This window comes from Streptomyces sp. GLSS-08 (assembly GCF_056387915.1).
Window position 1 is genome coordinate 133,547 of record NZ_JBWJAQ010000008.1, and the last position, 12,709, is coordinate 146,255.

Sequence of the window (12,709 nt, forward strand, 5' to 3'; positions counted from 1 at the left end):
CCTCCGGTGCGTGCGCGTCGCCCGCCCCCGGGTCCCGGTCCGGAAATCCGGATGAGGACAGCTCATGGCCCAACCATGGGTTTCAGCAAGGCGCTTTACGGAGGTTTGACTGATCCCCCGGTTTCACCGCAGGTCGGCCGCGTATCCCGGAAGAACCCGGCGCAGGGCGCGCAGTGCGTAGTACGCGCGGGACTTCACGGTACCGGGCGGGATCCCGAGCGCCTGAGCGGCCTCCGCCACACTCGCCCCCCGGAAGTACACCTGCACCAGGACTTCACGGTGCTCGGGAGTGAGTGTCTTCACAGCCTCCCGCACATCGAGCGTGGCCGCGGACCGTTCGGCGTGGTCGGCGCACACCCGGGCGCTCTCCAGCACCTCGTCCCCGACCTCGTCCGGGCGTGCCCGGCGGGCTCGTCGCGCGTCGATGGCGAGCCGCCGTCCGACGGTGAGCAGCCAGGGGCGGACGGAGGTGAAGTCGTGCGCGCGCAGCGCCTCGGGGTGCTGCCAGGCGCGGACGAGTGTCTCCTGGAGCAGGTCCTCGGCGCGCTGGCGGTCTCCGTCGGAGAGCCGCAGCAGCAGCGCGAACAGCGGTCGGCCGTGCTCGCGCTGCAGCGCGGCCAGTTCGTGTTCCGCGGTCGTGCCGCGGGTGATGGTGGTGGTTCCGGCCGTCATGGCCTGTATGCCAGCGGGTGGCGCTCCGCGGGGACAGGGGCGGGGCGCGGGTGTGCGGTGGGCGGTCGATGCGGTCGGTGAACGGTACGACGAACGGTCCACCGGGGGTGGGGGTCCTCCTTCGTCCCGAGGGGGCCGGGCCGGCCGCGGGGCTGGGGTCACTGCTCGCTCCGGCGGGCTCGTCCTCGAGCGCCGGTCGGGCTGGGACCGCGCGACTGGCCGGTATCGGTCTCGCGGCAGTACTCGTCGCGGCGGCCGCCCCGACAACGACCTGATCCTCGGGACGCACGCCCACGTCCCGCAGGCGTACGAGAAGGTGAACGGCACCTGGGTCGTCCACGGCACGGGTGATCAGATCGCCGGCGAGATGTCCAACCACGAGGGCGTCCCGGACCCGCGCGGCGATCACGGCACAATCGGATGCTTCACCTTCGCCCCGCCCGCACGCCGGGGCAGCCGCTGGAAGGTGACGAGGGCCGAGTTCCTGACGCGGCGTTTCGACGTCCGCTCCGGCCGCGTGGCCGGTCTCGGCGCGGCAACGGACCGAGGGGCGGACGCCGCCGTACGCGACCGGATCCGGGACGTCGTCCTGAGCCGGGGCGCGGCCCAGGACGGCCTCGTCATGGGCCGGTGGCGGACGGCGGCACGGGGCTCTTCGCGAGCTCGGAGCGCCGGTACGAGTACCCGAAGTAGATGACGCAGCCGACCAGGAACCACACGGCGAACCGCACCCACGTCCGCCACTCCAGGAACGTGATCAGCCAGATGGAGAAGACCACGCCAAGCGCGGGGACCACCGGCATCCACGGCGTGCGGAAGGTGCGCGGCAGATCCGGCTGCCGGTAGCGCAGCACGATCACCGCGACACACACGACGACGAACGCCAGCAGGATCCCGATGTTGGTCAGTTCGGCCGCCTGGCCGATCGGCAGGAACCCGGCGATGGCAGCCGACGCGAACCCGACGATCCACGTCACACGCGTCGGCACGTGCCGGGTCGGGTGCGTCTTGGCGAACCACTTCGGCAGCAGCCCGTCCCGGCTCATCGAGAACCAGACCCGGGTGGCGCCGAGCATGAACGTGAACATCACGGTGAGGATGCCGATGATCGCACCGACCGCGATCACGTCCGCGAGCCCGCTCAGGCCCACCGACTTGAAGGCCGTGGAGAAGCCGCTCTCCTTGTCGATGTCCCGGTAGTTCTGCATGCCGGTCAGGACCAGACAGGCGGCCACGTACAGGACCATGGAGATGCCGAGGGAGTAGAGGATCGCCTTCGGCATGTGACGCTGGGCGTCCTTCGACTCCTCGGCAGCCGTCGACATGGCGTCGTACCCGAAGACCGCGAAGAAGACGGTCGCCGCCCCCGTGAACGCCCCGCCGACCCCGTACGGGAAGAACGGGTCGTAGTTGCCGGTGTCGATGTGGAAGACGCCCACGCCGATCACGAGCAGCACCACCAGAACCTTCAGGACGACGACGACCGTCTCGAACCGGGCGGCGTTCCTGATGCCCAGGTTCAGCAGATACGCGATCAGGAGGCACAGGACCGCGGCGAACAGGTCGACCCGGTGACCGTCGCCGGTGCCTGGCGCCCCCAGCATCCAGTCCGGCAGGTCGGCGCCCATCTCCTCGACCAGGAAGCTGAAGTACCCGGAGATGCCGATCGCGACCACCGCGACGATCGCCGTGTACTCGAGGAGGAGATCCCAGCCGATGAACCAGCCCGCGAACTCGCCGAGCACCGCGTAGCCGTACGTGTAGGCGGAGCCCGCCTTCGGGATGAGGCCCGCGAACTCCGCGTACGACAGGGCGGCCGCCGCGCTCGCGATGCCGGCGATCAGGAACGAGACGAGGACCGCGGGCCCGGCCGTGCCGTTGGCGACGGTGCCGGCCAGCGTGAAGATGCCGGCGCCGATGATGCCGCCGACCCCGATGGCGGTCAGCTGCCACAGGCCGAGCGTACGGTCGAGGCCCGTGCCCTCGCGGGCCTCCGTCTCGTCGATCAGTTCGATGGGTTTGCGGCGGAGAATGCCTTCACCCATGCGGAGCCCGGTCATGAGCCTCACCTCGTCGCGGACGGCAATCGGCTGACGGCGGATCATGATGCTCCTGCCGCGGCGGCGACGGAAGACGCCACGCACATCCGCGTGCGGCTACGGCACCACCGTCACCGGCCAGCGCCCCGCCTTCACCAGGCGGATAGCGACCGAGCCGACGATCCGGTGCCCCGCCTGCTCGGAGGCGCCGACCACCACGGCGTCCGCCTTGAGCTCGTCGGCCGCCTTGACCAGGCCGCCGTAGGGGTCGCCGCGGAAGGTGTGGAACTCCCAGCGCACGTCGAATATGTCCTTGACCCGCTCGGCCGCCTCCCGGATCTGGGCGACCAGGTCCTCGGCGATCTCGTCGGTCGTCTCAGCGACCGGCACCCCGAGCGCCGCTCCCGCCGCCATCACGGGCTGGACGTAGACGACGGCGAGGAGCGCGTGCTGCCGCCGCGCCAGGCCGGAGGCGTACGCCGCCGCGCGCAGCGAGGGGTCGGAGCCGTCCACGCCGACCACGATGACCTTGGGACCGTCGGTGCCCCGCTCGAACTGGGGCGAGTGCTGCTGTTCCGTCACGGCGGTGAGGCTATCGGAGGCCTGTCCACCGCCGACGGCGCGGGCACCGGTATCTCGCACCCGCAGTCGGCACCCGCACCCGCACCTCGCACCCGCAGCCGGCACCCGCACCGGCCGGACGGTGCCCGCTGCATCGCCGCGCCGCCGCTGGATGGTTCCATCGGGTGCATTCGGGGGTCCGCAGCCGTGTTGCGGAGCGGCACCAGCGGTCAAATGGGCGACTGATGAGTCATGAAAAAGGATCAGCTGCTCACGCGGCGCGCGGCGATGCTCGCCGGCGCCGCCGTGCTGGGCGCGGCCGGGGCGGCGGGCACGGCGAGGCTGCTCACCGCCGACCCGGGCGCGCACCCGGTGCACCGCCCCGCGCCGGTCTCGGGTCCTCAGGCGCGGCGCGCGTTCGCGCCCTCCGCCTACCGCCTCCAGCCCATCACCGGATACGGCCCGCCGCACGGCGGACCCGCCAGGACCCTCGTCCGGCACGAACCGTTCCTGCGGATGTCCGGACGCGGGCGCAGCATGGTGCTGACCTTCGACGACGGGCCCGACCCGCGCTACACCCCGGACATCCTGCGCACCCTGCGCACGCACGACGTCCGCGCGATGTTCTTCGTGTGCGGCGAGATGGCGGCCGACAACAAGGACCTGTTGCGCGAGATGGCCGACGACGGGCATGTCGTCGGCAACCACACCTGGACCCACCCGCTGCTGACCCGGCTCTCCCGTCCGGCGATCCGCTCGGAGATGGAGCGCACCTGCGACGTCATCGACAAGACGTACGGTGAGCCGCCCGCCTGGTTCCGCGCCCCCTACGGCGCCTGGAACCGGGCGGCCTTCCAGCTGGGTGCCGAGCTGGGCATGGAGCCCATGGCGTGGACGGTCGACACGCTCGACTGGACGACACCGGGCACCCGCACGATCGTCGCCCGGGTGGAGCGCGGTGCCGGGCCGGGCGTCGTGGTGCTCTCGCACGACGCGGGCGGCGACCGTTCGCAGAGCGTCCGGGCGCTGCGCGCATATCTTCCGGAACTGCTGGATTCCGGGTACCACATCACCGTGCCGCGGAGGCAGTACACGTAGGAACGGCGCCCGGGCCGAGCATATTGCCCGGATCGCCGAATGATTCCGCCCGCCCGGCCGGGACGCTCAGCGGACCTCGGTCAGGCGGGCGAACACGACCACGTTTCCGTCGTATCCATGCTGCTTGGAGAAACCGCCTCCGCAGGTGATGACCCGCAGTTCCGGCGTCCCCTTGTTTCCGTAGACGCGGTCTCCGGGGAAATTTCTCTTCTCGACGACCTCGATGCCGTAGATCTCGAATACGGCGGTCTTCCCGTCCTTGCGCTGGATCTCGACCCGGTTTCCCTTCTTGAGCGCACCGAGCCCGTAGAAGACGGCGGGTCCGAGCCGGTTGTCGACATGACCGACGACCACGGCCGTGCCCTTCTCGCCGGGCGAGACCGTGCCGGTGAACCAGCCGGCGAGATTGGGGTCCTCGGCCGGCGGCGCGTCGACCCAGCCCTCCGCGTCGAGTCCCACCGGCATGGCGGGGGCGTCGACCTGGATGCCGGGGATCCGGACCCGGTCGACCTCGGAGTACGGCAGGGGAGCGGGCGCGGCCTTGCGGAAGGTGTCGCCGTTCTGGGTACGGCTGTCCGCGGCCGCCGCCGTCGCCGGCTGCGGAGGTCCGACATCGAACTCCCCGGAACCGTTCCGGATGAGAGCGAGGCCGGTCAGCAGCACAAGCGCTATCACGCCCCACGGCGCGCGCTTCTTCTGCCGCTCCTCTTCTTCGGCGAGCTCGGACGCGTGCATTCGCAATCCCCTCTCGACGCGGCCGTCGCCGTGTCCGTCGCGCATATGAGAACGCTAAGCGCAGCACGCCCGGCGGGCGACGGGGGAAGGTGCGAACGGGTGGTGCGCGACACCGGCGTGAGCCATCCGAGTTGCCGTGCGCAGGAAATTTCTGACGGTCCGTGACCTGCGGCGACAGCCCTCTGCGTGGAATTCTCACGGCGTGTTCTCTCACCAGGACGGACCATTCCCGAAATGCGGCTCTGCGCAAGGCATCTGAGGGTCTGTCTGGGAGGCGCTTACTCGCCGATCGACCGGGGACGGTTCCCGGGGCGCCTTCCGCGGAGGATCACATGCGTACTACTCGTGCCCTGGCGGTCTCTGCCGCCGCGGTCGCGGTCGTGGGGCTAGCCGCCCCCGCGGCCACGGCGTGGGACAGCCCGAGCAACATCGTCGCCATGCCCAGCGTCATCGCGCGGGGCGGGCAGCTGACCATCACCGTGGACGGCTCGTCCTGCCAGATGCCCGGCAGCACCGTCTCGTCGAGGGTCTTCCCGGCCACACCGCTGCGCCACGTGAGCGGCCGGACCTCCTCGGCGACGGTCACGGTCGACCGCAACGCCCAACCGGGTTCGTACGACATCACGGCCCGCTGCGGGGAGGGCAGGACCCTCACCCGGCCCGCCGCCTTCACCGTCATCGGCGGTACCCGCGGTGGTCTCGGCGGCAGCAGCTCCGCCGGGGCGACCCCCACCGACATGGCGATCGGCGGCGCGCTCGTCGCGGCGGCCGTCGTGGGCGGCGGGGTGTTCTGGATGCGCCGCAGGTCGGAGAGCCAGATCTGACCGGCCGCCCTCGGCAGACCGCACGTGACAGCCCTTCGCCCCGAACCCTTCCGAAGGGGTCCGGGGCGAAGGGCTGTGCGGTCCGCCGTCAGGAGTCGCCGGTGGCGCGGCGGCGGGACGCGTACCACGCGGCGCCGACCGAACCGGCGATGAGCGCGGCCCCGAGACCGATCTGCTGGACGTCGAACCCGGCCACGCTGCCGCCGATACCGGCCTTCACGCCCCGGTGCACGGGGGCCGACGGGTGGGTCGGGCCGTCCGGGTGTCCGGCGGCGATGCCGAGGTCCGTGTGGCCGCTCACGCCGTCGCAGGTGAACGTCACCTGGTACACGGCGCCCGGTCTGGCGTCCCGGTCCACGGTGGCCGTGGCCGACGACTGCCGGTGCGGGATGGTGACGGTGTCGAAGACGCCCGAGGACACCGTGGCGTTGCCCTTGCAGCCGCCGTCCCGCCGCAGCAGCAGCGTGACCTGGCCGCCGGCGGCGACGGTCGACGGCTGGACGCTGAAGCCGAACGGGGTGATGTTGCGTTCTTCCTCGCCGGCCGTCGCGGTGGGTGCGGTCAGGGTCAGGGCGGTCACGCCCAGCAGTGCGGCCGAAGCGACGCCTATCGCGCGCATGGTGTGCCTCCGGGTCCCCGAGGAGCCTGCTGCGGACCTTTTCCGCGTGCGTCACAAATGCACCTCGATGACCGAAACGCTAGGAAGGTGTGCGCTGCGGCGCGATCCCGGTCGCGCGAATGGGGCAATCGTGTGGGCCGCACAGGGGATGCCGTACGTGCGGACGGGGGACGGGGCGGCGTGGCGTCCACCCCCGCAGCTACCGCCGGGGGCCCGTCATCCGGCGAGGTGCGGGAACAGCGTGCGGAAGGGCTCCGCCGAGGCCGCGATGCCCCGGCTGTAGGGGGCGTCCAGGTCCCAGATCAGGAACAGCAGGAAGGCGATCAGTGCGGAGAAGAGCCCGGCGAGGACCAACTCGCGTGCCGTGCGCCTGATCTGCAGCGCGAAGATCATGCCGACGGTCACCACGGCGCCGGTGATCAGCCCGAACCACACCACGCCGGGCATGGTCGCCCCGGACGACGCGCCGCGGCCGTTGCGGGCGTCGTCCGCGGCGGTGACCTGGTCGAGGAGGGGCTGGTAGGCCTGGGCCTCGAAGTCCGTCCTCGGCTGGTAGTCGGTGACGTCCTGCCGGATCCGTTCGAAGAGCCGGCCGCCCTCCGCGCTGAGCTTCTGCTCGTCGGCCATGCTCTTCCACTCGCTTGTGACGACATGACCGACATAGGAGTTGACGTCGTCCCGGATACGGTCGCGGACGTCGGGGGGATACACCCGCACCCGCTCCGAGATCTCGTGCAGCGCCTGGGCCTCCGCCTGTACCTGGTCCTGGGCGATCCCGCGTCCCTCCCAGACGCCGGCGATGGCCAGGCCCAGCACGATGGCGTACACCACGCCGATCATCATCGTCATGTACTCGATCACGTCCGGGGTCTCGGACGGGTCCTCGTCCTCCCTTGCGGTGCGGTGCCGGACGAGGGTCACGATGAGGACGACGGCGCACGCGGCCGCCATCGCGAGGATGAGAACAAGCCATTCCGACAAGGGTGTCTCCAGGGGTCAGCGCGGGCGCAGCGCGGCGACGGCGAGCACGGCGGGCGCGGTGATGAGCAGGGTGAGCGAGACCAGTGGCGGGCCACCGCGCGGCGGGTGCTTGCGCGGCGACGTCCGGTACTCCGGATAGCTCACCGGGGCCGGCGACGCCCTGGGCGGCGGGCTCGGCTTGCGGGAGCGCGTCGGCGTCGGTTCCGGCGTCGGTTCCGGCGTCGGCTTCTCGACGGCCACCGGTGTCGGCGCCGGGGCCGCGCGCGGCGGCCTGGAAGCGGGCGGGGGAGGCGGCGGGGGCGCGGGCGGCGTGGGTCTGGGCGGCGTGGGCTTCGGTGGTGGCGGCGGTGTGGGCTTCGGTGGCGTCGGCTCGGGCGGTTTCGGCTTCGGGGGCGGTGGCGGTGGTGGCGGCTCGGGCGTGGGTGTCGGGCAGGGCGGGGGAATCTCCGGGGGCGGCCGGCACCATCCGGCCCCCGCGACCGCCATCGCCTCCACCGCGCCGTCCGGACCGACCGAGGCGTACGCGCACGCGTCGGCGGCCGCCTCCCCGGCCGGCGCGCCACTGAGGAACCAGGTCAGCGCGAGCAGCGCCAGGACCCTTACGGCGAGCGCGGGCCGGGTCCGTTTGGGTGAGTGCACGACCGAGATCATGAGGCGCCCGGCGGTGCGGCACGCCGGAGCCGCCGCGGATTGACCCGAAGGAGGGACATGCGCCTTCGGCGGGTTTGCCGTGCCGCGCGAAGGATCTGCCGAGGTGCGTACATCCGTACGATCCGTCACCCGCGCGACACGGGATCCGAAAAGAAATGTGCGGGCCGGTTGAACACTTCACCCCCTCCCGCTCGTACCTAAGACCATGAGCGGCGCACTAGGACGCTGCAACACCCAAGCGAACAGCGGGAGTTGACATGAAGACCTCCTGGCGGAGCGCCTCACTCGTAGCGGCAGCTGCGGCAGTACTGGCGCTCACGACGGCGTGCGGTCAGGAACAGGGCACCCAGTCGACGGGAACCCAGAACGTGGGTGCCGCACCGGCCGCCGACGGTTACGGGTCCAGCTCCAGCGACGGCTACGGCGCCGATGCCAAGGAAGAGCAGGGCTCGGCCGCGAAGGCGGAGACCGCGGGTCAGCTCTCCGTCACGGAGAACGTCAAGCTCGGCGAGGTCGTCACCGACAGCGCCGGTCTCACCCTCTACCGGTTCGACAAGGACACCGCGGAGCCGCCGAAGTCGGCCTGTGACGGCGACTGTGCCAAGGCCTGGCCGCCGGTCCCCGCCGACGGTGCCTCCGCCGCGGCCGGAGTGGACAAGTCCCTGCTCGGCGAGGTGACCCGTACGGACGGCACCAAGCAGCTGACGATCGCCGGCTGGCCGATGTACCGGTACGCGAAGGACACCAAGGCCGGTGACACCAACGGCCAGGGCGTGGGCGGGACGTGGTACGCGTCGGCGCCCGACGGCAAGAAGGCAGCCGCGGCCGATCTGCCGGGCCTGTCCGTCCGCAACGACCCGAAGCTCGGCGAGGTCGTCGTCGACAAGAACGGCATGACGGTCTACCGCTTCATGAAGGACCAGGCCTGGCCCGTCTCCAAGTCGGCCTGCACGGGCGCCTGCCTGGAGAAGTGGCCGGCGGTCGCGCCGGTCGAGGCGAACGACACCAAGGGCGTCGTGAAGAAGGGCCTCATGTCCTTCACCCGGCCGGACGGTGTCAAGCAGATGACGGTCGACTGCTGGCCGGTCTACACCTTCTCCGGTGACAAGGCCCCCGGGGACACGAACGGCCAGGGTGTCGGCGGGACGTGGTACGCGGTCTCGCCCGAGGGAAAGCCGGTCGGCGCCTCGAAGTAGGGCGTGCCTCAACGGGATTGATCCTCCCGCGCGGACATTGACGCAACGCGGAAGGAAGTTGACGAAGAGGCACCGAGTGCCGGACGAACGGAACAACGCGCGCGACCCCGGTCCGCCCCCTCCGCACCGCGCGGAGGGGGCGGACCGCTCGGCGTGCGCGATGCTCTGGAAGGGTTTCGGGTGCTCTCGGTGGGGACCTCGCGGCCCCGTTCACGAGGTGCGCAAATCGGCATGTGCCGGAGGCAGTGACCGGTAACGGATGGTCAATTTCCGTTTTGGCTCGCCCGTTTGGCGGGCGATCAGTAGCCTCAGCTCGAACACCGGATCGCCTACGCCGCCGCCTACGCCTGGAGAGATTGATGGAGCGTCCCGCCTGGGCCCCCCGGAGCATCGACATCTCGGTGCCGAGTGTGTCCCGCATCTACGACTACTACCTGGGCGGTTCGCACAACTTCGAGGTCGACCGGGAAGCGGCACGCGCGGCGATGGAGTTCATGCCGGGACTTCCCAAGATCATGCAGGCCAACCGCGCGTTCATGCGCCGCGCCGTGCGCTACGCCGTCGGTGAGGGCATCACCCAGTTCCTCGACATCGGCTCCGGCATCCCGACCTTCGGCAATGTCCACGAGGTCGCCCAGGCCGCCAGCCCCGGCGCGCACGTGATGTACGTGGACCACGATCCGGTGGCCGTCGCGCACAGCCAGGCGGTGCTGCAGGGCAACGAGCACGCGGACGTCCTCGCGGCGGATCTGCGCAAGCCCCGCGACATCCTGACGAACCCCCAGGTCCAGCGTCTGATCGACCTGAACCGTCCGGTGGCACTCCTCCTCGTTGCCATACTGCACTTCGTGGAGGACGCGGACGACCCGTACAGTGCGGTGGCCGAGCTGCGCGACGCACTGGCGCCGGGCAGCCTGCTGGTCCTCACGCACGCCTCGTACGAGGGAATCCCGCTCCCGCCGGAGCGGGCCGAGGGTGCGGTGGACGTGTACAGGAAAGCCCGCAGCCCGCTGATCATGCGCTCGCGCGAGGACATCGCGCGGTTCTTCGAGGGGTACGACATGGTGGAACCCGGACTGGTGCCGATGCCGGACTGGCGGCCCGACACGGCACCCGAGGACGAGGATCCGTACTCCTATTCCGGTTTCGCGGGCGTGGGGCGCGCGGCGTGACCGCGGAACCGGACGGACCGGAGGACAGACTCCGCAGGTTCGCGACGATCTGGAGCCGGGCGGTCTTCCCGGTGACCTCCACGTCGCTGACCCGACCGGAGGTCGAGGAACAACTCCTGCCGCTCGCCCGCCGGTTGAGCGACGCCCTGCTGGCCAGGTCGTACCAGGCCGCCGAGGGCAAGGCGGTCGGCGCGGCGCTGGTCGCCGCACACTGCACCGACCCGGAGGCGCTCAGCCGCTCCCTGGAGTGCGTGGACGCCTACCTGGTCCTCTACTGCGGCGGTGACGGGAACCGGGAGGCCCTGCGGACGCGTTCCACCCGGCTGCAGCACGGGATCGCCGCCGGTTTCGCGCAGGCCCTGCGGGACCGGACGCTATCCGAGCAGGAAGCCATCTCCCACGCCGCCCTGAACGCGCGCAGCGTGGTCGCCGAGGCGCTGCACGCGAGCGAGGCGCGCTTCCGCGCGGTGTTCGAGGGCGCGGCCATAGGAATCGGCATCGCCGACCTCGAAGGCAACATCCTCCAGGTCAACGGCGCGCTGCTGCGGATGTTCGGCGGCTCCGAGCAGTCCCTGCGCGGCCGCCGGGTCAGCGACTGGACCCACCCCGACGACGCCCCTCAAGTCTGGCCGCTGTACGAGGAGTTGGTCAGGGGCGAGCGCGAGCACTACCACGTCGAGAAGGCCTTCTACCGCCCCGACGGCACCGCCCTGTGGACCAACCTGACGGTCTCCCTGCTGCGGGACGCGGACGGCCGCCCCCAGTACCAGCTCGCGCTCATGGAGGACACCACCGAGCGCCGGCTGCTCAACCTGCGGCTGCGGTACGAGGCCACGCACGACGCCCTCACCGGGCTGCCCAACCGCACGCTGTTCTTCGAGCGGCTTGAGAAGGCCCTGTCCGCGAGCGAGGGCCAGCGCTTCGGACTGTGCTACCTCGACCTGGACGGCTTCAAGACCATCAACGACAGCCTCGGCCACGCGGCCGGCGACCGGCTGCTCGTCGAGGTCGCCGACCGGCTGCAGTCCTGCGCGACCGCTCCCGGCGAGATGGTCGCGCGGCTGGGCGGCGACGAGTTCGTGGCGCTGACCACCGGCCCGGACACCGAGCACGAGGTCGACGAACTCGTCGGACGCATCATGAACGCGCTGGTCACCCCGGTCAGCATTGACGGCCGCGAACTCACCGTGCGGGGCAGCATCGGCGTGGTCGAGGGGCCCGCGGGGGAGCGGGGGCCCGCGGAGGTGCTGCGCAGCGCCGACATCACGATGTACCGGGCCAAGTCCGCGGGCGGCAACCGTTTCGAGCTGGCCGACCCCGAGGCCGACCTCCGGGCCATCACCCGGCACGGCCTCACCACCGCGCTGCCGGCGGCCCTGGACCGCAACGAGTTCTTCATCGAGTACCAGCCGCTGGTGCACCTCGGCGACGGCAGTGTCCGGGGCGCCGAGGCCCTGGTCCGCTGGCTCCACCCGCAGCACGGTGTCCTCGGCCCCGACCGCTTCATCCCGCTCGCCGAGCACACCGGGCTGATCGTTCCACTCGGCCGCTGGGTCCTGGACCAGTCGGTCCGCCAGGCCCGGCAGTGGCAGGAGCGGCACGCCGACGCGGGCCCGCTGCGGATCAACGTCAACCTTTCGCCCTGCCAGCTCACTCATCCCGGTCTGGTCTCCGACACCGTCGACATCCTGGAGCGGGCCGGCCTCGAACCCGACGCCCTGTGCCTCGAGGTCACCGAGTCCGCGCTGATCGGTGCCGACGACGACCTGCTGAAGCCGCTGCGCCGGCTGGCCGAGATGGGCGTCGACATCGCCCTCGACGACTTCGGTACGGGCTACTCGAACCTCGCCAATCTGCGCCGCCTGCCGGTGAGCGTCCTCAAGCTGGACCGCTCCTTCACGCAGGGCATGCAGCAGTTCCCGGCGGACCCCGTCGACCTCAAGATCGTCGAGGGGATCGTCGCCCTGGCCCACAGCCTCGACCTGGCGGTCACCGTCGAGGGCGTCGAGACGGGCGCCCAGGCCGAGCAGCTGCGGATCCTGGGCTGCGACACGGCCCAGGGCTGGTACTACGCCCGTCCCGGCCCGCCGGAACGGCTGCACGAGCTGGCGCTGGTGGACGCGACGGGCTGACCCGGCGGCGGGGGTGAGGGGGAGGGCTC

The 12,709-nt window shown here is 71.3% G+C and carries 13 protein-coding genes and 1 pseudogene; 7 read left to right on the forward strand and 7 right to left on the reverse strand.

What is annotated here, in order from left to right:
• Nucleotides 1-123 precede the first annotated feature (123 nt).
• Nucleotides 124-672: a sigma-70 family RNA polymerase sigma factor gene (locus AC0ZLC_RS16435; RefSeq protein ID WP_476752697.1), complete on the reverse strand. Its 549-nt coding sequence runs from the start codon at nucleotides 670-672 to the stop codon at nucleotides 124-126.
• 226 nt (nucleotides 673-898) lie between these two features.
• Between AC0ZLC_RS16435 and AC0ZLC_RS16440 the strand changes: the two are divergent.
• Nucleotides 899-1,369, forward strand: a pseudogene (locus AC0ZLC_RS16440) (hypothetical protein); the annotation flags it as partial.
• Here the strand turns inward: AC0ZLC_RS16440 and AC0ZLC_RS16445 are convergent.
• Both AC0ZLC_RS16445 and AC0ZLC_RS16450 read right to left on the reverse strand, forming a co-directional pair.
• On the reverse strand, nucleotides 1,293-2,732 hold the full coding sequence (locus AC0ZLC_RS16445) for an amino acid permease (RefSeq protein WP_476752698.1): 1,440 nt from the start codon (nucleotides 2,730-2,732) through the stop codon (nucleotides 1,293-1,295). The pseudogene AC0ZLC_RS16440 and the gene AC0ZLC_RS16445 sit on opposite strands and share 77 nt — an antisense overlap.
• 96 nt (nucleotides 2,733-2,828) lie before the next feature.
• On the reverse strand, nucleotides 2,829-3,293 hold the full coding sequence (locus tag AC0ZLC_RS16450) for a universal stress protein (protein ID WP_476752699.1): 465 nt from the start codon (nucleotides 3,291-3,293) through the stop codon (nucleotides 2,829-2,831).
• Between the two features lie 231 nt (nucleotides 3,294-3,524).
• Here AC0ZLC_RS16450 and AC0ZLC_RS16455 point away from each other — a divergent pair, with 231 nt between their 5' ends.
• Nucleotides 3,525-4,370 carry a polysaccharide deacetylase family protein gene (locus tag AC0ZLC_RS16455; protein WP_476752700.1) on the forward strand — a complete coding sequence of 282 codons (846 nt, stop codon included), beginning with the start codon at nucleotides 3,525-3,527 and terminating at the stop codon, nucleotides 4,368-4,370.
• Nucleotides 4,371-4,436: 66 nt separating this feature from the next.
• On the opposite strand, the gene AC0ZLC_RS16460 is transcribed toward AC0ZLC_RS16455, so the two are convergent.
• Entirely contained in the window at nucleotides 4,437-5,105 is a 669-nt protein-coding gene (locus tag AC0ZLC_RS16460) for a class F sortase (RefSeq protein WP_476752701.1), read from the reverse strand.
• Nucleotides 5,106-5,437: 332 nt separating this feature from the next.
• Between AC0ZLC_RS16460 and AC0ZLC_RS16465 the strand changes: the two genes are divergently transcribed.
• Nucleotides 5,438-5,929 (forward strand): hypothetical protein, encoded by a 492-nt coding sequence (locus tag AC0ZLC_RS16465; protein WP_476752702.1) that lies wholly within the window; start codon nucleotides 5,438-5,440, stop codon nucleotides 5,927-5,929.
• Between the two features lie 88 nt (nucleotides 5,930-6,017).
• On the opposite strand, the gene AC0ZLC_RS16470 is transcribed toward AC0ZLC_RS16465, so the two are convergent.
• The 3 genes from AC0ZLC_RS16470 to AC0ZLC_RS16480 form a co-directional block, all read right to left on the reverse strand.
• Nucleotides 6,018-6,548, reverse strand: coding sequence for a hypothetical protein (locus AC0ZLC_RS16470; protein ID WP_476752703.1), 531 nt, complete (start codon nucleotides 6,546-6,548; stop codon nucleotides 6,018-6,020).
• A gap of 216 nt (nucleotides 6,549-6,764) precedes the next feature.
• Nucleotides 6,765-7,529, reverse strand: coding sequence for a bestrophin-like domain (locus AC0ZLC_RS16475; protein WP_476752704.1), 765 nt, complete (start codon nucleotides 7,527-7,529; stop codon nucleotides 6,765-6,767).
• Nucleotides 7,530-7,544: 15 nt separating this feature from the next.
• Nucleotides 7,545-7,673: a hypothetical protein gene (locus AC0ZLC_RS16480; protein WP_355794043.1), complete on the reverse strand. Its 129-nt coding sequence runs from the start codon at nucleotides 7,671-7,673 to the stop codon at nucleotides 7,545-7,547.
• 34 nt (nucleotides 7,674-7,707) lie between these two features.
• Here AC0ZLC_RS16480 and AC0ZLC_RS16485 point away from each other — a divergent pair, with 34 nt between their 5' ends.
• The 4 genes from AC0ZLC_RS16485 (at nucleotide 7,708) to AC0ZLC_RS16500 (ending at nucleotide 12,680) form a co-directional block, all read left to right on the forward strand.
• Nucleotides 7,708-8,223, forward strand: a complete 516-nt coding sequence (locus AC0ZLC_RS16485; RefSeq protein ID WP_476752705.1) for a hypothetical protein — start codon at nucleotides 7,708-7,710, stop codon at nucleotides 8,221-8,223.
• A gap of 214 nt (nucleotides 8,224-8,437) precedes the next feature.
• Nucleotides 8,438-9,376, forward strand: a complete 939-nt coding sequence (locus AC0ZLC_RS16490) for an SCO0930 family lipoprotein (RefSeq protein WP_476752706.1) — start codon at nucleotides 8,438-8,440, stop codon at nucleotides 9,374-9,376.
• Between the two features lie 359 nt (nucleotides 9,377-9,735).
• Nucleotides 9,736-10,548, forward strand: coding sequence for an SAM-dependent methyltransferase (locus AC0ZLC_RS16495; protein ID WP_476752707.1), 813 nt, complete (start codon nucleotides 9,736-9,738; stop codon nucleotides 10,546-10,548).
• Entirely contained in the window at nucleotides 10,545-12,680 is a 2,136-nt protein-coding gene (locus tag AC0ZLC_RS16500; RefSeq protein ID WP_476752708.1) for a putative bifunctional diguanylate cyclase/phosphodiesterase, read from the forward strand. Before AC0ZLC_RS16495 ends, AC0ZLC_RS16500 begins: the two co-directional genes overlap by 4 nt.
• Nucleotides 12,681-12,709: the final 29 nt, after the last annotated feature.